The sequence below is a fragment of the Kordiimonas lacus genome (genome assembly GCF_001550055.1).
GTDB classification, from domain to species: domain Bacteria; phylum Pseudomonadota; class Alphaproteobacteria; order Sphingomonadales; family Kordiimonadaceae; genus Kordiimonas; species Kordiimonas lacus.
On sequence record NZ_LRUA01000006.1, the window covers coordinates 746,799 to 767,006 of the forward strand.

Annotated in this window: 19 protein-coding genes; 3 read left to right on the plus strand and 16 right to left on the minus strand. The window is 57.2% G+C overall.

Annotated elements, in window-relative coordinates:
* Nucleotides 1–60: 60 nt before the first annotated feature.
* Together KORLAC_RS11665 and hppD are read right to left on the minus strand one after the other, a co-directional pair.
* Nucleotides 61–609, minus strand: coding sequence for a VOC family protein (locus KORLAC_RS11665; RefSeq protein WP_068306739.1), 549 nt, complete (start codon nucleotides 607–609; stop codon nucleotides 61–63).
* Nucleotides 610–679: 70 nt separating this feature from the next.
* Nucleotides 680–1,768 (minus strand): 4-hydroxyphenylpyruvate dioxygenase, encoded by a 1,089-nt coding sequence (gene hppD, locus KORLAC_RS11670; RefSeq protein ID WP_068306741.1) that lies wholly within the window; start codon nucleotides 1,766–1,768, stop codon nucleotides 680–682.
* A gap of 153 nt (nucleotides 1,769–1,921) precedes the next feature.
* On the opposite strand from hppD, the gene KORLAC_RS11675 reads away from it, so the two are divergent.
* On the plus strand, nucleotides 1,922–2,374 hold the full coding sequence (locus KORLAC_RS11675; protein WP_082714640.1) for a MarR family winged helix-turn-helix transcriptional regulator: 453 nt from the start codon (nucleotides 1,922–1,924) through the stop codon (nucleotides 2,372–2,374).
* Here KORLAC_RS11675 and KORLAC_RS11680 read toward each other — a convergent pair.
* The 3 genes from KORLAC_RS11680 to ald are packed head-to-tail and all read right to left on the minus strand — an operon-like array spanning nucleotide 2,371 to nucleotide 5,579.
* Nucleotides 2,371–3,414, minus strand: coding sequence for an EAL domain-containing protein (locus tag KORLAC_RS11680; RefSeq protein ID WP_139167639.1), 1,044 nt, complete (start codon nucleotides 3,412–3,414; stop codon nucleotides 2,371–2,373). The two genes, KORLAC_RS11675 and KORLAC_RS11680, sit on opposite strands and share 4 nt — an antisense overlap.
* A 50-nt stretch (nucleotides 3,415–3,464) precedes the next feature.
* Nucleotides 3,465–4,436 (minus strand): asparaginase, encoded by a 972-nt coding sequence (locus KORLAC_RS11685; RefSeq protein ID WP_074519484.1) that lies wholly within the window; start codon nucleotides 4,434–4,436, stop codon nucleotides 3,465–3,467.
* Nucleotides 4,437–4,460: 24 nt separating this feature from the next.
* Nucleotides 4,461–5,579 carry an alanine dehydrogenase gene (gene ald, locus KORLAC_RS11690; protein WP_068306751.1) on the minus strand — a complete coding sequence of 373 codons (1,119 nt, stop codon included), beginning with the start codon at nucleotides 5,577–5,579 and terminating at the stop codon, nucleotides 4,461–4,463.
* Nucleotides 5,580–5,779: 200 nt separating this feature from the next.
* Here ald and KORLAC_RS11695 point away from each other — a divergent pair, with 200 nt between their 5' ends.
* The gene (locus tag KORLAC_RS11695; RefSeq protein ID WP_068306753.1) at nucleotides 5,780–6,253 is read left to right on the plus strand and encodes an Lrp/AsnC family transcriptional regulator; all 474 of its coding nucleotides are present in this window, start codon (nucleotides 5,780–5,782) and stop codon (nucleotides 6,251–6,253) included.
* Nucleotides 6,254–6,262: 9 nt separating this feature from the next.
* Here the strand turns inward: KORLAC_RS11695 and KORLAC_RS11700 are convergent, their stop codons facing one another.
* The 3 genes from KORLAC_RS11700 to KORLAC_RS11710 all read right to left on the minus strand — a co-directional run bounded on the left by KORLAC_RS11700 (nucleotide 6,263) and on the right by KORLAC_RS11710 (nucleotide 9,654).
* A complete protein-coding gene (locus tag KORLAC_RS11700; RefSeq protein ID WP_068306754.1) occupies nucleotides 6,263–7,261 on the minus strand; it encodes a cysteine synthase A in 999 nt (332 codons plus the stop codon).
* Between the two features lie 93 nt (nucleotides 7,262–7,354).
* On the minus strand, nucleotides 7,355–7,876 hold the full coding sequence (locus KORLAC_RS11705; RefSeq protein WP_068306756.1) for a PAS domain-containing protein: 522 nt from the start codon (nucleotides 7,874–7,876) through the stop codon (nucleotides 7,355–7,357).
* Entirely contained in the window at nucleotides 7,873–9,654 is a 1,782-nt protein-coding gene (locus KORLAC_RS11710) for a DUF885 domain-containing protein (protein ID WP_074519463.1), read from the minus strand. Before KORLAC_RS11710 ends, KORLAC_RS11705 begins: the two co-directional genes overlap by 4 nt.
* Before the next feature lie 119 nt (nucleotides 9,655–9,773).
* On the opposite strand from KORLAC_RS11710, the gene KORLAC_RS11715 reads away from it, so the two are divergent.
* Complete coding sequence (locus KORLAC_RS11715; protein ID WP_074519462.1) at nucleotides 9,774–10,829, plus strand: isoaspartyl peptidase/L-asparaginase family protein; 1,056 nt, start codon at nucleotides 9,774–9,776, stop codon at nucleotides 10,827–10,829.
* Between the two features lie 3 nt (nucleotides 10,830–10,832).
* On the opposite strand, the gene KORLAC_RS11720 is transcribed toward KORLAC_RS11715, so the two are convergent.
* The 8 genes from KORLAC_RS11720 to KORLAC_RS11755 form a co-directional block, all read right to left on the minus strand.
* Nucleotides 10,833–12,644: an ATP-binding protein gene (locus KORLAC_RS11720; protein ID WP_175445656.1), complete on the minus strand. Its 1,812-nt coding sequence runs from the start codon at nucleotides 12,642–12,644 to the stop codon at nucleotides 10,833–10,835.
* A gap of 96 nt (nucleotides 12,645–12,740) precedes the next feature.
* Nucleotides 12,741–13,499 carry an SDR family NAD(P)-dependent oxidoreductase gene (locus KORLAC_RS11725; RefSeq protein ID WP_068306760.1) on the minus strand — a complete coding sequence of 253 codons (759 nt, stop codon included), beginning with the start codon at nucleotides 13,497–13,499 and terminating at the stop codon, nucleotides 12,741–12,743.
* 25 nt (nucleotides 13,500–13,524) lie between these two features.
* Nucleotides 13,525–15,219: an AMP-binding protein gene (locus tag KORLAC_RS11730; protein ID WP_074519461.1), complete on the minus strand. Its 1,695-nt coding sequence runs from the start codon at nucleotides 15,217–15,219 to the stop codon at nucleotides 13,525–13,527.
* A 29-nt stretch (nucleotides 15,220–15,248) separates the two neighbouring features.
* Nucleotides 15,249–16,316, minus strand: coding sequence for a hypothetical protein (locus tag KORLAC_RS11735; protein WP_068306766.1), 1,068 nt, complete (start codon nucleotides 16,314–16,316; stop codon nucleotides 15,249–15,251).
* Between the two features lie 161 nt (nucleotides 16,317–16,477).
* Nucleotides 16,478–17,452: an NADPH:quinone oxidoreductase family protein gene (locus KORLAC_RS11740; protein ID WP_068306768.1), complete on the minus strand. Its 975-nt coding sequence runs from the start codon at nucleotides 17,450–17,452 to the stop codon at nucleotides 16,478–16,480.
* A gap of 66 nt (nucleotides 17,453–17,518) precedes the next feature.
* Nucleotides 17,519–18,700 carry an acetyl-CoA C-acyltransferase gene (locus KORLAC_RS11745; protein ID WP_068306772.1) on the minus strand — a complete coding sequence of 394 codons (1,182 nt, stop codon included), beginning with the start codon at nucleotides 18,698–18,700 and terminating at the stop codon, nucleotides 17,519–17,521.
* Nucleotides 18,701–18,736: 36 nt separating this feature from the next.
* Nucleotides 18,737–19,654 (minus strand): SDR family NAD(P)-dependent oxidoreductase, encoded by a 918-nt coding sequence (locus tag KORLAC_RS11750; RefSeq protein WP_068306774.1) that lies wholly within the window; start codon nucleotides 19,652–19,654, stop codon nucleotides 18,737–18,739.
* Nucleotides 19,655–19,675: 21 nt separating this feature from the next.
* Nucleotides 19,676–20,140 (minus strand): MaoC family dehydratase, encoded by a 465-nt coding sequence (locus KORLAC_RS11755; protein ID WP_068306775.1) that lies wholly within the window; start codon nucleotides 20,138–20,140, stop codon nucleotides 19,676–19,678.
* Between the last annotated feature and the right edge of the window lie 68 nt (nucleotides 20,141–20,208).

The following is a 20,208-nucleotide window of genomic DNA, read 5'->3' on the forward strand; positions in this document are numbered from 1 at the left end:
CTTAAACTTTTTTGTTCCAGATCGCCCATGGGTCCCGCACCCGTGGGCGTTTGCCAGATCTTACCCCTGATGCCCGGGGAATTCACCTTCGCCGTGCAGCCAGGCTGCCGTCTTTGGTGCTTTCTTGGTTTTCGACCATTCTTCCAGCATTTCCGGACCCACGCGCTTCAGCTCCTGAAGCATGCCGGGCTCGTCCGTGTTGGCGGCCAGCTCAATGCGGTGGCCGTTGGGGTCGAAGAAATAGATCGACTTGAAGATGGTGTGGTTTGTTGGCCCCAGCACTTCAACGCCCGCAGCCTCAAGACGTTCCTTCGCTTCCAGAAGTTCGTCCATGCTGCCCAGTTTGAATGCAATATGTTGCACCCACTCAGGCGTGTTGCTGTCGCGGCCCATCTCAGGCTGGTTCGGCAGCTCGAAGAAAGCCAGCACATTGCCGTTCCCGGCATCCAGAAAGATATGCATGTAGGGATCAGGCTCGCCCGTGGACGGCACTTCGTTTTCCGCAATCGCCAGCTGGAAATCCATATCCAGGTTCTTCTGGTAAAATTCCACTGTTTCCTTGGCATCCCGGCACCGGTACGCCACGTGATGAACGCCTTGAAGCTTCATTGGTCTAACCCTTCGAATACTTGATACCTGTTGCGCAGGGGCACAAAGCCCCTGCCCGACTGCCATTTGGTTAGGCTGCGTTTTCGTCGACCTTCAGCGCACCACGGCGAATCTGGTCGCGTTCCATGGATTCAAACAGCGCCTTGAAGTTGCCTTCACCGAAGCCGTCATCTTCCTTACGCTGGATGAATTCGAAGAACACAGGGCCCAGGCGCGTTTCAGAGAAAATCTGAAGCAGCAGGCGAGGTTCGCCGCCTTCGGTCGTGCCGTCCAGCAGGATACCGCGGGATTTCAGCTCGTCCACGGGCTCGCCGTGGCCTGGCAGACGCTCTTCCAGCATTTCATAGTAGGTTTCCGGAGGCGCGGTCATGAACGGCACGCCTTTGGCTTTCAGGCGGTCCCAGCACTCCAGCAGGTTGTCGCATGAGAAAGCGATATGCTGGATGCCTTCGCCGTTATAGGCCATCAGGAATTCTTCAATCTGGCCATTGCCGCCAGCCGCTTCTTCATTGAGCGGAATACGGATCTTGCCGTCAGGTGCGGTCATGGCTTTCGACGTCAGGCCGGTATATTCGCCTTTGATGTCGAAATAGCGGATTTCCTTGAAGTTGAAGAACTTTTCGTAGAAATCAGCCCAATATGCCATGCGACCGCGATAGACATTGTGTGTCAGGTGATCAAGCGTGTGGAAACCACAGCCTTCAGGGTGACGGTCCACGCCTTCGATCCACTCGAAATCAATGTCATAGATGCTGTTGCCGTCGCCGAAGCGGTCAATCAGATAGAGCGCGGCACCGCCGATGCCTTTGATGGCAGGCAGGCGCAGTTCCATCGGCCCCGTTGGCATTTCAATGGGCTGCGCGCCCTTCTTGAGGCACTCTTCATAGGCAAAGTGGGCGTCTTTCACACGGAAAGCCATGCCGCAGGCGCTGGGGCCATGCTCTTCGGCATAGTATGCCGCCGGGCAGTTCGGCTGATAGTTCGCGATGAAATTGATGTCGCCCTGACGCCACAGTGTCACGTCCTTGGAGCGGTGATTGGCCACGTGGGTAAAGCCCATGCTTTCGAATACCGGCTCCAGAATGCCTTTTTCAGGTGCCGTAAACTCAACAAATTCAAAGCCGCAAAGGCCCATTGGGTTCTCAAAGAGATCGGCCATCTTCCAACTCTCCTATATGTCCTATATACAAAATGGAAAGGCGTACAAAAATCTGCTCCCGGAATTTTCGAAATTTTGGACGCCGTGTTAATTTCTCTTGAACCCATATTAGTTTCATACGAAACTAATTGCAAGAGCATGTGTGAGGGAACGATGAAAAAAAATTCAGAGGACGCGATCTGCCTTGCGGATTTCCTGCCCTACCGGTTGTCGGTACTATCGAACCGGATCAGCCGCGCGATTGCCGACGGCTATGAAGAAAAATTCCAGCTGAGCCTGCCTGAATGGCGGGTTATGGCGGTTTTGGGGGAAGAAAGCGACCTCTCGGCAGCCCAGGTGGCCGAGCGCACGGCCATGGATAAAGTGGCTGTATCCCGCGCCGTGAACAAACTTCTGGACAGCGGCCGGCTGGAGCGCCACTTCTCGCCGGAGGACAAGCGCCGGTCCGTTCTCGCTCTCTCGGCCGATGGCCGCACCATCTATAACGAAGTGATTCCGATTGCGCTGGGCTATGAGGGCAAAATTCTCGCGAAACTGAGTGCTGTGGAAAAAGAGGCCCTCACGAGCCTTCTTGATAAACTGGAGACGATCCAGCTACAGGCTTAATCAGCCTTTACGGGCTCTGCATCCGGCATCCCGAACAGATAGCCCTGCAGATAGTCCACGCCCGCACTTTCAAGCATGCGGGCGGTTTTATTGTCTTCAACGCCTTCTGCGATCACTTTGATGTCTGATTGCTTGGCGGAATCAACAATATTGGCCACCAGCGTCCACTTGCGGCCATCATCATTCAGGTCGTGGGTCAGCGACTTATCAAGCTTGATGAAATCAGGCTGGATTTCCGTGATACCCGAAAGGTTATTGAAGCCGGTGCCAAAGTCATCAAGGGCAATGCGAATGCCCCGGTCCTTCAGGCGGCGCACCAGGCTGCGCACGGTTTCCAGGTCAGACAGCTGCTGACTTTCGACAATCTCGAACACAAGCTGGTCTTCGGCCAGCCCGCTTTCACCCAGCACGTTCGACAGCCAGGCTTCCATACCGTCTTCGGTGTCGATGGTGAAGGGCAGAACGTTCACAAATACGCTTTCCTTGAGGCCGAAACCCTTTGCGGTCCGGGTCGCGCACTCACCGGCGGCCATATCAAGGGCATAAAGCATCCCGGCGGATTCGGCGGTTTCAAACAGAACCGGCGCCGGGATTTCCATGCCATCTGTGTGCAGGCCGCGGATCAGGAATTCATAACCCATGATATTCTTATGGTCCTCAACACACACAATCGGCTGCAGCAAGGATTTGTAGCGGCGGTCGACCAGCAAATCACCCAGCCACTGGGCAGACAGGCGCAGACCGAGTTCCTCAACGGTATGAATACTGCCAAATTCCTGAAGTGTCGGCTTGGCGTTTCCTGACAGCAGCGCCCGGATCAGGCGGCGCTCCTTGGAGGCGAAGGCCTGCTCAAGAACCGGTAAAACCGATTCCATATCGTCCGCAAGGAAGCAGACAACAAGCGGCTCGCCCGTTGGCACTTCAATAAACCCAGCCTTGATGAGAATGGCGCGCAGACGGTCACTCAGATGCTCGTCATAGCACCAGAAGAAGGCATGCCCCAAACCTGAGACAATTGGAAACAAAGACTGATCAGGCAACACTCGACCCCTCAAGCTGTCTGATATTAACTATCACTATGGCCTCACACTCAATCACTTTTCACCACCCGGGTAAAGGCTTGTTTCCAATTTGTTACCCCCTGCCCCAACAGGCCAGAAAGAAGCAAGCGAGCCTTTCTTGCCCGCAACCATCCAGCAGGGACAAGTCCCCTGGACAGCAGATCAATTTCGGCCCCACGATAGCCATAAGACCTTTCGAATATCTTACCGCCACGCGCGCGAGTTGATAAAACAACGGGCATGACCTTTGCGAGCGCTTCAGCTTTGTCGGCCCAGATCTCAGACAGGTGCCCCGCCCCAAAGGCTTCTATCACCACACCTTGATAGCCAGCCTCGGCCACCATATCGAGCATTCGGCCGTCGTCATCTATCACGGCACTCACAAGGGCCACAGGCGCAAATTCTTTGACCCCAGAAAGACTTACGTCGCGCACTGGGCAATCCTTGCGCCAATGCAACTGCCCTTCCGCAACCGTAGCCATCGGTCCTTGCTCTGACTGGAAAGCCTGCAGGCTCGACGTGTGCTCCTTGGCGACACGCCAGGGATCGTGAAGCTCGCCGTTCATCATAAGCGCAACGCCGCGCAACCGGCTGTCGGTTGCCGCCAGTACAGAATCATAAAGGTTCGCCGGTCCATCGGCCCCCGGCTGATTGGGCGTGCGCATGGCGCCGGTAAAGACAACCGGCTTATCACTTTGGTTCATGAGGCTGGCCAGAAACGCCGTTTCTTCCATCGAATCAGTGCCCTGGGTAACAACGACAGCATCTGCGTCACAGGCGCTGGCACGGTCCATGATATCGGCGATCAGCGGCATGGTGAGATTGGCGCTGCCCTTCTGCACCAGCGTTTCAGCGTGCAGGTCGGCCAAATCCTCAAGGCCCGGCACGGCCGAGATAAGGTCGCGCGCGGTCAGAGACGGAATGACCCCCGCGCTTGCGCCGGGGGTCATCGCAATGGTTCCGCCGAGGGCGAAAACCTGGATGACGGGTTTCTTGTTCATACCCGCCATATATACCAGTTGACGTTACGCGCCAATAGCTTCCAGCGCTGGCGTGTAATCAAGGTTCTGGTCGCGTGCAACGGCTTCATACGTGATCTTGCCTTCGCACACATTCAGGCCCGCCAGCAGGTGCTTGTCGTCCGCCAGCGCTTGTTTCCAGCCCTTGTTGGCGATGGCAACAGCATGACGGAGCGTCGCGTTGTTGAGCGCCAGCGTGGAGGTGCGGGCAACACCACCCGGCATGTTGGCAACGCAGTAATGCACCACTTCATCAACAATGTAGGTTGGGTTCTCGTGAGTCGTCGCCTTGGACGTCTCGAAGCAACCGCCCTGGTCGATGGCCACATCAACAAGCACACTGCCGCGCATCATCTTGCCGATCATCTCGCGGGTCACCAGCTTTGGTGCCGCCGCACCCGGGATCAGAACCGCGCCAACCACCAGGTCAGACGCCAGGCAATGCTCTTCAACGGCATCCTGCGTGGAGAACACAGTCTTCACTGTGCCCTTGAAGATGTCGTCCAGCTGCTGCAGGCGGCGGATCGAACGGTCAAGGATCGTCACGTCCGCGCCCATGCCAACAGCCATACGCGCAGCGTTCGTGCCCACGACGCCACCACCGATCACGGTAACTTTGGCAGGCGCAACGCCTGGCACGCCGCCCAGCAGCATACCACGACCACCTTGGCTCATCTCAAGAGCATGAGCACCGGCCTGGATCGACATACGGCCCGCAACCTCAGACATTGGCGCAAGAAGGGGGAGGCCGCCAAAGTCGTCGGTTACGGTTTCGTATGCGATCGCAATCGCACCGGATTTGATCAGACCTTGGGTCTGCTGGGGGTCCGGAGCCAGGTGGAGGTAAGTATAGAGGATCTGGCCTTCACGCAGCATTTCGCATTCAACTGCCTGGGGCTCTTTCACTTTCACGATCATGTCGGCTTTCGCAAACACTTCAGCAGCTGTATCGATGATTTTGGCGCCAACAGCTTCATACATGTCGTTGGTGAAGCCGATCTCGAAACCGGCATTATTCTGAACGATAACCTCGTGGCCGTGTGCAATCAGCTCACGTACAGACGCAGGCGTCAGACCAACACGATACTCACGGTTCTTAATTTCCTTAGGAACACCTACAAGCATTCTGCCCTCCTAAAAACTGGTTTTGCTTGTGCGGCAAGGGATCGCCTGACGGCCTTATGATCGGTCGTTCCAGTCCCCTCACTTCTCTGGCAGGGAATTTACTCCAAAGCCGTTAGAATGTCCTTGCAAAGACATGCGTTTTGATTGATCATTTTGCATGATTATTGTGCTATTTAAAATATATACGCAGGAATCTGCGAATGATTAAACTTGATAAGATTGATCGTGCCATCCTGGATGCCCTGCAGAAGGATGGCCGCCTGTCGAATGTTGAGCTGGCTGACAAGGTTGGCCTATCGGAATCCGCATGCCTCAGGCGCGTTAAGAACCTCGACGACAAGGGCGTGATCATGCATTACGCCGCCCACCTGAACGCCAGCGCCGTCGGCCTACCAGGCACGGTGTTTGTGCGCATCTCGCTTGAAGACCAGCAGGAGGAAAAGCTCCGCCGGTTCGAGGAAGCCGTGCGCGGCGTGATGGAGGTGATGGAATGTTATCTGATGAGCGGCGACGTGGACTATATGATCCGCGTGGCGGTGAAGGATGCGCCGGATTATGAGCGCATCCACAATATTCTCACCCGCCTGCCCGGCGTGGCGCGCGTGCATTCAAGTTTCGCGCTCAGGAATGTGCTGAGACGGACAAGACTGCCCCTGCCCGCCCAGGAAGGCTAGCGGCCCGGCCTAGAGCCAATCCGGCACCGGCAGGTTCTTTGACTTCAGAAATTCAGGGTTGAACAGTTTGGACTGATAACGAAGCCCACTGTCACACAGCAACGTCACAATCGTGTGCCCGGGCCCCATCTGTTTCGCCAGACGAATGGCCCCTGCTACATTGATCCCGGTGGAGGAGCCCACACACAGCCCCTCGCGTTTCAGCAGGTCGAATGCGATCGGCAGTGCTTCCTCGTCCGGAATCTGGAAAGCCTCATCAATCGGCGCGCCTTCAAGGTTCGCCGTAATCCGGCCCTGCCCGATACCTTCGGTGATGGAGCTGCCTTCGGCCTTCAACTCGCCATGCTTGACATAGTTATAGATGGCGGCGCCCATCGGGTCAGCCAGGCCAAGAACGATGTCCTTGTTGAATTCCTTGAGTCCCATGCCGGTGCCCACAAGCGAGCCACCGGAACCAACTGCGGTGATAAAGGCGTCAACCTTGCCGTTCGTCTGGTCCCAGATCTCGCGCGCAGTGGTTTTGATGTGCGCCTCGCGGTTCGCCACATTGTCAAACTGGTTGGCCCAAATCACACCATGCTGTTCCGTTGCGGCAAGCTCTTCAGCCCGGCGCTTGGCCACATGGTTAAAGTTTCCCGGGTTGGAATATGGGGCGGCAGGCACAAGTTCGAGCCCCGCGCCCATAATGCGCAGCGTATCAATCTTTTCCTGGCTTTGGGTGTTGGGCATCACGATCAGGGTACGGTAACCCTTGGCGTTCGCCACCACCGTCAGGCCGATACCCGTGTTGCCGGCAGTGCCTTCCACAATCAGCCCGCCAGGCTCAAGAAGGCCCTTCTTTTCGGCATCTTCAATGATATTCAGCGCTGGGCGGTCCTTCAACGACCCACCGGGATTGGCATATTCCGCCTTGCCCAAAATGGTGCAGCCTGTCAGTTCTGACGCATATTTCAGTTTGATAAGCGGGGTGTTGCCAATTGCGGCAAGCGCGCCAGTCTGGGCCGTCATGATGAACTCTCCAAAAGAAACTCTTTCTTAATTGGCTAGCGTTTTGACAATTTCAAGAAAAAAATCAACCCAATAATTCGTGATGGCTGGAATTTATTTCTCTGACACGTGAAATTGGTTCAGGTAGAGGATCGTGTCCACCGTATCCCCATCGTCAAGAAACGGCAGGCACAGCGTGTCATAGGTTTTATAGTCCTTCTCAGGCGACCAGGCCAGTGGCAGGCCGATAATCAGCATGGGCTGCACCTTGGAGACAATCCAGCGGGCGCGGCGGATCAGCGGTTCGGTATTCGGGTAATCGTCGACATAGTGACCGGTCGCGTCATACCCGATGGCACCCACAAAGGCGGACCCCATCAGGCGACACTTCATTCTGAACGGATCATAGCTGACATCAAAGATTGTCAGAAACGGCAGATATTCACTGATATTCATAGGCGACAAGGTGGTCCGCGGCGGGGCCACCTTGTTACCTCGAAGGTCCTGCCACATCGCCAGGAACCGGTCCGCCAAGGGCCAGCTGTTTCCAGCAAGGTCACGACCGATATATACCTTTGCCGGAACGGACAGGCCGATCAGGGTTTCCAGGCTATCGGGCGCTGGCTCTTGGGTCATTCTTCCTCGTTCAGTTGTGCCTCAATCCATTCATCGATCCGGCTTTCCAGAATATAAAGCGGGATACCCCCCGCAGACAGGACTTTATCATGGAATGCCCGCACATCGAACTTGTCGCCCAACGCCTTGGTTGCCTTCTCGCGCAGTTCCACGATCTTCAACTCTCCCATCTTGTAGGCCAGCGCCTGGCCCGGCCAGGCGATATAGCGGTCTACTTCCGTGCGGATATTATGCTCGGACAAAGCTGAATTTTCCGTAAGCAGCTGGATGGCCGCTTCCCGCGTCCAGCCTTTTGAATGGATGCCGGTGTCGATCACCAGGCGGCAGGCGCGCCACATCTCGTAGGTCAGGCGGCCAAAGCGCTCATAGGGCGTCTCATACAGGCCCATTTCTTCGCCGAGCCGTTCGGAATAGAGGCCCCAGCCCTCGCCGAACGCATGCGGATATTGGCCCAGGCGGAATTCAGGGACGTTTTCAAGCTCTTGCGACAGCGCGATCTGCAGGTGGTGCCCCGGCACCGCTTCATGGAGCGTCAGCGCAGGCAGCGTATAAAGCGGCCGTTTGTCGAGCGCATAGGTATTCACCCAATATTCCCCACCCCGCGGCGCATCCAAGGGCGCACCCGAATAGCGGCCGGTGGTGTAATTTGGTGCCAGAACGGCGGGCACTGGTTCCACCCCGTACGGCTGGCGCGGCAGCTTGCCAAACAGTGCTGGTAGCTTGCCGTCAGCCTTTTTGGCCAGATAGCTGGCGACCATCAGCAGTTCTTTTTCTGTCTTGGCATAAAACTGCGGGTCGGTGCGCAGGAAGGTCAGGAATTCCGCAAAACTGCCTTCAAAGCCAACTTCTTCGATAATGGCTTCCATGGCTGCCCGGATACGCGCAACCTCGCTCAGGCCAATCTGGTGCACTTCATCGGGGGAAATATCAATGGTGGTATAGTAGCGCACCATGTCCTCATAGTAGGCCGCCCCACCCGGCACTTCGCTGATGCCCAGGCTTTCCCGTGCAGCAGGGTAATAAACGTCATGCATAAAGCTGGCGAGTGTGGCATAGGCTGGCAGGACATCGTCCTTGATGACCGCCCGCGCCTCTGCCCGCAACGCTTCTTTCTGCTCATCCGTCAGGCTTGCCGCCATATTGACAAAGGCCCCATAGAAGGAACTGTCCTCCGGTGCGCCTTTGGCCAGCACGTCAAAGCTTGGCATCAGGCCCTTGAGTACCACCTTGGGCATGGTGAAGCCTTCCTGCAGGCCCGTGCGCATGTGAGCCGTGTTTTCTGCCAGGTAACGCGGCAGGTCCCTCATCCAGCGGATATAGGCCTGATAGTCCGCCACTGTCCGGAAGTTGATGGATTGCCAGGCACGCGTTGGATAAGTGTGGAAGCCGCTGTCGCTAAAGAGCGGCTGGCGCCATGTACGGTGCTTGGAATTCAAGAGGCGGCTGTCGATCATGTAGCGGAACATGTCATAGTTCAGTTGGCCTTCTTCATCCAGCCGCTTGCGCTTTATGTCGTCCAGGCGCGCAAGGAACTCCCGGTTCTTTTCTGCCCGGCGCATTTGATCCTCAAGCGCAAGGGAGCGAAAACGGTCTGCAACAGGACGCGGCTTGCCGCGCGGGCCAGTCCCTGGGTTTTCCTGGTAATAGAAGGCGCGCTCATCCTGCATCAGCAGCTGAAACTTTTCTTCGGCGCTTTCGCGTCGCTCCATGCCCGAAGCCGTCACACTTGTCAGCATTATCGCTGATGCCAGCACCCCAGTTTTAAACCATACTCCCATGGATCGTCCCCTTCCCGATTTACGCCGATTGCCGCCTTATAACTTTCGTTCAGCAGCAAAGACTTGATGTTGTTTCCTTCATGCGAAACAATCCAGCGTCTGTCAAATGGGAGCGAAACATGTGGTATAAAAAAGTCGTCGCAGCAGTGGCGATTGTGACACTGGGGGCATGCATGAGTGAAACACCGGAAAAGCCTGAGTATGCACTTGTGATCCATGGCGGTGCCGGGACGATCACGCCAGACAAGCTGACGCCGGAACTGGAGGCCGAAATCCGCGCCGACCTGATGGCAGCCCTGACAGCCGGGGAAGCCGTTCTCAAGGATGGTGGTGAAGCGTTGGACGCCGTAACAGCCGCCATCCAGGTTATGGAGAATTCACCCCATTTCAACGCTGGTCGGGGGGCCGTGTTTACCGCCGAAGGCAAGAACGAGATGGACAGTTCGATCATGGACGGCCGCACGCTGGATGCCGGTGCGGTATCTGGTGTCCGGAACATCAGGAACCCCATCCTGCTGGCGCGGGCAGTGATGGAAAAATCGCCCCATGTGATGATGCAGGCGCACGGCGCCGAAGCCTTTGCCGCGACGCAAGGCATAGAAACAGCGGACGACACCTATTTCCACACCGATCACCGCTGGAGCCAATATGAAGACGCCAAAGCCAAAAAGGCCGGCCCCATGCTGGATCATGACGGCAAGCCTGCTGAAGGAGCCGATGCGACAAGCAGCGCAGACGATGGCCTGAATGGCGACTATAAGTTCGGCACCGTAGGGGCTGTCGCACTGGACAGAGACGGCAACCTGGCAGCCGGTACGTCAACAGGCGGCATGACCTACAAGATGCACGGCCGGGTGGGCGACAGCCCGATCATCGGTGCGGGCACATACGCAAACAACGAAAGCTGTGCTGTATCAGCGACCGGCCACGGCGAATATTTCATCCGTGCGACTGTTGCCCGCAACATCTGCGCACTCATGGAATATGCAGATCTCAGCCTGCAGCAGGCCGCCGACCGTATGGTGATGGACCAGCTTGTGAAAATGGGCGGTGACGGCGGCATTATTGCAGTGGACAAGGACGGGAATATGTCCATGACCTTCAACACATTGGGCATGTTCCGCGGCACCGTCAGCAGCAAAACGGAAGCCGGCGTCGCAATTTATAAGGATTAGGGGCTAACCCCCGAGTTCATCCAGAAGACCATCAAGGGCGTCTACGCCGCTTTTGTCTGGCGCGCTGGCAGGCTCATTGATGCTGCCCTTGCGGACTGGCGCCTTTTTGCCTTCAGGCGCGCCGTTTTTCGTCGCCTTGGGCGGCGCTTCAGGCAAGGCTGCAGGAATGTCTGTGGCAACGCCTTCCTTGACGATGGCGTGGATTTCTTCGCCCAGCACCTGGTTGATCACCATCAATAGCCGTTTGCGGTTGATGGGTTTGGTCACCACATCCTCCATGCCGGCCTGCCGAAACCGTTCGATCTGTTCAGGGAACGCGTCCGCCGTGCACCCCACAATCGGCACCCTGGCCTTGTCACCGTCCATGGCGCGAATCCATTTTGTGGCATCAATGCCGCCAAGAACCGGCATCTGAATATCCATAAGGATCAGATCGAAATCCTGTTCTTCCGCCAGCCCACAGGCCTGCGCGCCGTTTTCCACTGCCACCAGCTCATGGCCAAGCTTGCCCAGCATATTGTCGATAATGCGCTGGTTGATCAGATTGTCATCGGCCACCAGGATACGCAGTTTGCGGCTGGCAGAGGCTTCCAGCACCGCCATATCGGACGAGTCATAGCCAAAGTCATCAACCAGATCCTCTTCACTGCCCTCACGGCACTGAAAGGTGAACCAGAAGCTGCTGCCTTCGCCCTCTTCGCTTTCGACACCAATCTCGCCGCCCAGAAGCACCGTCAATTGCCGACAGATGGCAAGCCCAAGCCCGGTACCACCAAAACGCCGCGTTGTGGACGCATCGGCCTGGGTGAACTTCTGGAACAAGCGCCGCTGTGCTTCATTGCTGATACCAATGCCTGTATCGGTGACCACAATCTTGATTCCCAGGTCACTGCCAGAGCCATAATCGCGTGACGCATGGATGGTCACACCACCGACTTCCGTAAACTTGAGGGCATTACCCACCAGGTTGAACAGGATCTGCCTCAGGCGCGTGGGGTCCGTGATAACCACTTCTGGCACGTCTTCCCCGCATTCCCAGGTAACGTCCAGGCCCTTTTCCTTGGCCTTGGGCTCCAGGAAATGGATGGTGTCGGAAATCACTTTCTCGATTTTGGCAGCGTGGAAATCCAGTTCCACTTTCCCGGCTTCGAGTTTCGAAATATCCAGAATATCGTTGATGACAGTCAGCAGTGTCTGGGCGGATTGCTGCAGCGTCTGGGCGAAATAGATCTGGTTTTCATCCAGCTGCGTGTCCATCAACAGATCGATCATGCCAATAACACCGTTAAGCGGCGTCCGGATTTCATGGCTCATAGTGGCCAGGAACTCGGATTTGGCAACGTTGGCCGCCTCGGCGGCATCACGCGCTTTCGAAAGTTCATTCGCGAGCTTGGCGAAGGCCTCGCGCTGTTCCTTCAGCACCGCCTCGTTGCGGCGCTTATCCTGCACCACTTGCTGCAGGTTATATTCCACTTCGGAAAACTCGATCAATCGGGCCCGGGCTTTTTCCGCCGTCGTGCGTACCGTATCCAGGGCTTGCTGCAGGTCCGGCCGGTTGATCAGCTCTTCCGATGCCTCGGCATACTGTATTTTATCGCCCGCCACCCAGCTTTGCAGGTGCTTGAGGAAGTCTCCCTCAGGCTCAATCATATTGGCCTCGATATATTGGCGTAGCGCAAACCCGACGATGCCGCCAATCACGGCGGTCGCCACCAGCGGCCAAACCGGCGGAACCGTTTCGGTGGCGAACAGGTAAATAGGCCCCGCAGCCACAACTGCGGATATCGCTGCTATCCAGGGGATGACTTTGACCATTCGGGTCATATGCGTTGAGCCATAAAAGCGGTGGTTGTTTTTGCCAGACTAATGCGTCGAAGCCAAAATCGCAATATATGTAACCAGATCGGGTATTTAGAACTGGATTCGACGGGTAAATCCACCGTCAACCACCAGGTTTGTACGGGTTACCCAGGAAGCCGCCGGGCTGGCCAGAAACGCCACACAGTTTGCGACTTCCTGTGTTGTGCCAAGCCGCCCAAAAGGGTGCCTGGCCACGACACCGTCATAGGCTTCCTGCTGGGCGGCCTTCACCTGCCCCCAGAAACCATCGTCAACATGAACCGGGCCGGGAGACACAGCATTCACCCTGACCCCGTGCTGGGCCGCCAGGTCACCAAGCTGGCTAGAATAGGATATAAGGGCGGCCTTGGCGGTGTTGTATGGCGCAGGGGCGCCCATGGCTTCAACGCCTGCGATACTGGCAATAATGACAATTGCCCCGTCACTGCCCTGTACCAGTTGCGGCAACAGGCTTTCGCAGCCCCGAACAGTGGCCAACATGTCCACCTCAAAAGCCGTACGCCAGCCTTCTTCCCCCTGCCCGGCGCCTCCAGATACATTGGGCACGAAAATATCAACACCGCCCATCGCTTTCGCGGCTTCTTCAAGCCACGCCAGATAGGCCTCAGGCTGCCGGACGTCCACGGCACTACCCCAGACGTCATGACCGGCGTCGGTCCAGTCTTTCAGCCGGGCAGCCACTTCATCTTTATTTCGGGCACAGAAAGCCACCTTGGCGCCCTCCGCCAGGAAGGTCTGGGCAATGGCCAGACCGATACCGCGCGTGGCACCTGTGATGATGACGCGTTTGCCTTTAAGACCCAGATCCATAATCAGCCCCTTGTTGAGGCTTCCCCTAAAGCGATGCTGCCAAATCCCGCAGTTCGCGGCGCAGCACCTTGCCAACAGGTGACTTGGGAAGCTCGTTCACAAAGCATACAGTCTTCGGAACCTTGTATCCGGTCAAGTGTTCTCTGCAGTGACGGATCACTTCGTCATCTGTAAGGTCTTGATCTGCCTTGACAATATAGGCCACGACTTTTTCACCGGTCTCACCGTCCGGTGCCCCGACAACTGCGGCTTCCGCGACCCGGTCGAACCGTGTCAGCACGTCTTCAATGTCAGTTGGGAATACGTTGAAGCCCGATACGATCACCATGTCTTTCATACGGTCCACGATGGAAAGGTAGCCTTCTTCGTCAAAGATCGCCACGTCGCCGGTCCTGAGCCAGCCATCATTGATGGCTTCATCGGTGGCCTCGGCATTATTCAGGTAACCCTTCATGATTTGTGGGCCCTTCAACCAAAGCTCACCCGGTTCGCCGCGCGGACGATCCTTACCGTCCTCGCCCACGATCCGCACTTCAGTGCCCGGGATCGGGCGACCGCAAGTCCCCCGCCTGGGCGGCTGATCCAGCGGCATGGACGCGACAATGCAGGTCCCTTCCGTCAGGCCGTAACCTTCATAAATAGGCGCACCGGTGATGTCCTCCCAGGCGTCAGCTGTTGCAGGCTGCAGGGGCGCCGCACCAGACATGCAAAGCCTGAGCGATGTTGGTGGATTGGATGTAAACCATTTTTCCTGCATCAGGCCCAGATACAGCGTGTTCACGCCCGGCATGATGGTAATATCGAAATTCTCGAACACCGGCTTCAGATTTGAAAGCGGCCTGGGAACCGGCACCAGCACCACATGGATGCCCAGATGCATGCTATTGATGGCGCCAACAGCCAGTGCATAAACGTGATACAGCGGCAGGATCAGCATCAGCGCGTCATCAGGCTGCGCCGAGAAGGCTCCCTCGCGGTGGTTGGCCTGCGAAATGTTGCCCACGACATTGCGGTGAGTCAGCTCCGCGCCCTTGCTGCGGCCTGTTGTGCCGCCGGTATATTGGAAGATCGCCACATCATCGAGTGTCGCGCCTTCGCGGTAAGCCTCAATGTTGACCCCGGCCGCCAGATGCTTGCGCCCCTTGCGGATCACGCCGTGGATCGAACCGGCCTTTTCCGCGCCAAAATCAGGCACGGCCTTTTTGATATACTTCAGCGCAAACCCAAGCAGGTGGCGTTTCATACCGGGGAAGAAATCAACCAGCGAAATGGGGTAAATGCGGCTGACGTCCGTGTCCTTGATGGACTCCTGCACCCGGTCACCGAAAACATCAATCACAAACCAGACCTTGGCACCACTGTCTTTCAGCTGGTGGTTGGTCTCGTCCGGCGTATAGAGCGGATTCACATTGGTGATAATCAGCCCCGCCTTCATGATGCCGAAAGCCAACACCGGATAGGCCAGCGTATTGGGAGACTGGATCGCTACCACGTCGCCGGGCTTCAATCCCAGGTCTTCGCGCAGGTAGGCGGCGACGGCGTCAGAGTATTCCCCGAGTTCCGTGTAGGTCATGGTGTGGGAGTGGCCTGTGGGCAGCACACAACTGAAAGCAGACTTGCCCCCGTGGGCGCGCACACAGTTGTCCACCATCTCGCCAAGGTGCCCTGCAAGCAGGTCCTTTTCAGTAAACGGCACCTCGTCCATCAACGTTCCCTCCATGTTACTCCCACTTCCCTAATAATAGCCCACTAGTCGGGGGCGGCTTCAAGTCTATTCATCAGCGCGTCCTGATTTTGGCAAAGTTCCCCAAACTCGTCTGCCATGCGGTAGCTCATATCCACCACCTGGCGCCAATAAGGCAGGCGCTCACTGTCTTCCATATCGGTAAAATTCTTGCGGTCCGGTATTCGGCCGTTTGGCAGGCTGGCAACAAACTCGTCCGTTGGCGCCAGGATCAGCTGCTGGTCCAGCACGTCGCCTGTCACCCGCCGCCTCTCGCGCGCCTTGTCGAACCAGCCCGGCACCAGATGGCCGTAGAAATGCGGATAAAGCACAATGCCGTCGTCATACTGCCACGGGATCTCGAAGTGATAGTCAATCACCCCGCCATCCCGGTATACGCCCTTGGGCGCCCCCATGATATCACGTACGGCTTCCACCACGAAAGGAATGGAGCCTGAGGCCATCAGCGCATCGTGGATCGCGTCAGCCTGCAGCTTCACATCGATCCGGCCGAAATCTGCCCAGGCGCCTGAGCAAGCCACACGGTCGCCTGAATGGAATACGGCGCGCTGGAAGAAGTTCCCCAGAAGCGGCCGGCTGATGCTGTTGGCGGCGAAAGCGCCCAGAAGCCCTGCGCCCTCAAGGAAACGCGATTGGCTGCCGGTTGCGCCCAGGCACTTTACCGCCACGATATTGAGGTTCCGCGCTTTGTTGGCGATGATGGCGTCCCGCACATCCGGGCCCATAATCTGGTTCAGAATGCGGTAGGATGCCTTGGTCACGGCTTCGGGTGTGGCGCCGTCTTCCTTGCGGTAGCTGAAATAGGCATCCTCAAAGGCGTTGAACATGGCCCCCGCATCCGGGTGGGACGCCAGCGTCATACGCCAGGCGCCGATGGAGGAGCCCACCATGTCGATCGGGCGTTTGGCATCCTTCAGCCAGTCACCAAACACAAACTGGTCCAGCCCGCGCAGGATCAGCCACTTGGGGCCGCCCGAGGCGCCAACAACAAGCCGCACCAGGTCCGGGGTCAGCCCCTTTTCCTCTATGCGGCGGCGCGCTTCTTTTCCTGCGATAAGACGTAAGGCCTTCATACACTCCCCATTCCTGTTTGTGCCCGTGGTTTACGTTCACGGAAAGGAAGATACAGCCCTCGCGATCTTTTTCAAGACTAACCAGTCCAGAAATTTAAAAAACTAAAAACAAAGGCCGCGACATGACTGCCGCGGCCTCCACATTCAGGCATGCAATAAGCTTATGGCTTCAGGATCACTTTGCCTTTCGCCCGGCGTTCGGAAAGGCATGCGAAGGCATCCACCACATCGTCCAGGGCAAACACATCGTTCACCAGCGGCTTGATGGTGCCTTTTTCGAACATGCCGAACATATCGATCATATTCTGCATCTGCACCTTCGGGTTAGCGCGGGCGAAATTGCCCCAGAAGACGCCAACGATAGAACACTGCTTCAACAGACACAGATTGAGCGGCGGACGCGGGATATCGCCTGCGGCAAAACCGATCACCAGATGACGCCCACCTGGCGCCATGGTCCTGAGCGCGGCTTCGGTATAATCGCCGCCCACAGGGTCATAGATCACATCCACGCCCTTGCCGCCGGTGATTTCCTTCACCCGGTCCTTCAGCTCTTCCTTGGAATAGTTAATCAGGTGATCAGCGCCCGCGTTCTTGCAAAATTCAAGCTTTTCGTCTGTGCTGGCCGCCGCGATCACGGTCGCGCCCATGGCCTTGCCCAGTTCAACGGTTGCGAGGCCCACACCGCCCGCTGCACCAAGCACCAGAAGCGTTTCGCCCGGTTGGATACCCGCGCGCTGCTTAAGCGCGTGATAGCTGGTGGCATAGGTGATGGTGAAACCGGCAGCCACTTCAAACGGCATGCTGTTGGGCATTGGCACCAAAGTCATGGCAGGCGCCACGGCTTTTTCGGCAAACGCGCCCTGCTGGTTGAAGAAAATCACCCGGTCACCGACCTTCACATTGGTGACACCCTCGCCCAGTTCGGCAACGACGCCCGCGCCCTCGCCGCCCGGCGTGAACGGCAGGTCTGGCTGGAACTGGTATTTGCCCGCCACCATCAAAACGTCAGGGAAATTCAGCCCCCCTGCTTTAACGTCGATCAGCACCTCGCCCTTGCCTGGGGTTGGATCTTCGATCTCTTCAACTTTCAGATTGCTGGCGTGGCCCAGCGCGTGGCAGCGAACCGCTTTCATAATCTCTCTCCCGGAAACAAAAGGCAGGCCCCTCGAGGCCCGCCCTGTATTACATCAGATATTGGCTTATGCCACCTCAAAGAGGCCGGCTGCGCCCATACCGCCGCCCACACACATGGTGCAAACAACATATTTGGCACCGCGGCGCTTGCCTTCGATCAGCGCGTGACCAACCATGCGCGCACCTGACATGCCATATGGGTGGCCGATGGAAATGGCACCACCGTTGACATTCAGAAGCTCATTCGGGATGCCCAGCTTGTCACGGCAATAAAGCACCTGCACAGCGAAGGCTTCATTCAGCTCCCACAGGCCGATGTCATCCATCTTCAGGCCGTTCTTCTCAAGAAGCTTTGGAATGGCATACACAGGGCCGATACCCATCTCATCCGGCTCAAGGCCAGCAACCGCAATGCCGCGATAGATGCCAAGCGGGTTCAGGCCGCGCTTTTCGGCTTCCTTGGCTTCCATCAGAACGGATGCGGACGACCCGTCAGACAGCTGGCTGGCGTTACCCGCCGTGATGGTACCGCCTTCAATCACGGTCTTGAGGCCATTCAGGCCATCAAGCGTGGTCTCAGGCCGGTTACCTTCGTCCTTGTCGAGCGTCACATCGTGGAAGGTCATTTCCTTGGTTTCTTTGTTCACCTGCACCATCTTGGTGGAAATCGGTACGATTTCGTCGTCGAACTTGCCAGCCTGCTGCGCCGCAGCCGTGCGCTGCTGGCTCTGCAGGCCATATTCGTCCATGGCGTCACGGCCAATACCATAGCGTTCCGCCACAATTTCCGCCGTCTGCAGCATCGGCATATAGGTGTGTGGGTGCATTTCCACGAGCGACTTGTCCACGGCCTGCCAGCGGTTCATATGCTCGTTCTGCACCACTGAGATGCTGTCCTGGCCACCACCAATAGCGATGTCCATGCCGTCAGAAATGATCTGCTTGGCCGCCGTCGCGATCGCCATCATGCCAGATGAGCACTGACGGTCCATGGTCATGCCCGATACGGTAACCGGCAGGCCCGCGCGCAGGGCTGCCAAACGGCCAATGTTGGCCCCTTGCGAGCCTTGGGTCAGGGCGCTGCCCCATACCACGTCTTCGATTTCGCCGCCTTCAAGCCCAGCACGCTTCACCGCGTGAGCAATGGAGTGCGCGCCGAGGGTTGGTCCGAGAGTGGCATTCAGGGCCCCGCGATAGGCTTTGCCGATCGGCGTCCGGGCGGTTGATACGATTACTGCTTCCCGCATGGGAGTTCTCCTTGTTTGGTCTAAGCGCCAGGCGCGTTACATTTTTACGCCGAGTGTTTTCGCGGCTTTTCCGATAAACTTCATGGATTGCTGTCCGCCCTGCACCAGCTCCTGCTGGCCTTCCGGGTTGGACAAGTCGTCGAACTGGGCACGGACATTCTCCGGCGTCTGGTCTTCAGGCTTCAGGTAGATGCCGTCGGTTTCATACACCACAGCCTTGGCGTAACCACCTGCACCCGCCGCCAGAATGGTGCGGTTTGGTGCGTCCCGGTCACACAGGGTGATCAGGCCGGCCGTCACGGACTCAGGTGTCGAAAGGTCTAGCGCCGCTTGCGGCAGCAGGCCTTCTGTCATGCGCGTGGCGGCCATCGGCGCCAGACAGTTGACACGGATGTCATACTTGCCGCCTTCAAGGCACAGCGTGTTCATGAAGCCCACCAGCGCCATTTTGGCCGCGCCATAGTTGGATTGCCCGAAGTTGCCGTAGAGGCCCGAAGACGACGTGGTCATGACGATACGACCATAGGCCTGTTCGCGCATGATCTCCCACACTGCCTTGGTGCAGGTAACCGAGCCCATCACGTGAACCTTCATGACGAATTCGAAATCCTCAAGGGTCATCTTGGCGAACGTCTTGTCGCGCAGCACGCCGGCGTTGTTGATCAGCACATCGATGCGGCCCCATTTGTCCATGGTTTTACTCACCATGTCGGCTACCTGCTCGGCGTCACACACGTTGGCGCCGTGGGCGATGGCTTCACCCCCCGCATCGGTGATTTCCTTCACAACGGCTTCAGCCGCCGCAGATGAGCCGCCCTGACCGTGCACATCGCCGCCCAGGTCATTCACAACCACCTTGGCACCCCTGCGCGCCAACTCAAGTGCGTGGGTCCGGCCAAGGCCGCCACCCGCGCCGGTTACAATCGCCACCTGGCCTTCGAAACTGATACTCATGAAATGTCTCCTAACCTAAATCTATTCGCCCACCACGATCATGGTCAGCCACTCGGCGATCAGCGCCGGGCGGTCTTCGCCTTTGATCTCGATGGTAATCTCGTTTTTCAGCAGCAGCCGGTTGCCGGGCTTTTCGTCCACACTGGCCAGCTTGACCCGCGCACGGATTTCGCTGTTCACCTTCACGGGGCTCATGAAGCGAACCTTGTCGCAGCCATAGTTGATGCCCATCACCGTATCCTTCACCCGGAGCGATGCGCCGGATGAAAGCGGCGTCAGCAGCGACAGCGTCAGGAAGCCATGCGCGATGGTGGTGCCGAACGGTGTCTTGGCGGCGGCCTCAGGGTCGATATGAATGAACTGGTGATCGTCTGTCACGTCCGCAAACTTATTGATGCGGTCCTGATCAATTTTCATCCAGTCAGAGACACCTGTCTCCTTGCCGATGTAATTCTGAAGGTCTTCCTTTGCGACCATTTCTGCCATTTCGGCCCCCTCTCAATCCTTGAAAACTCCACTTTGGAGCTTTGATTCAACAATGCAGAACAAGTATT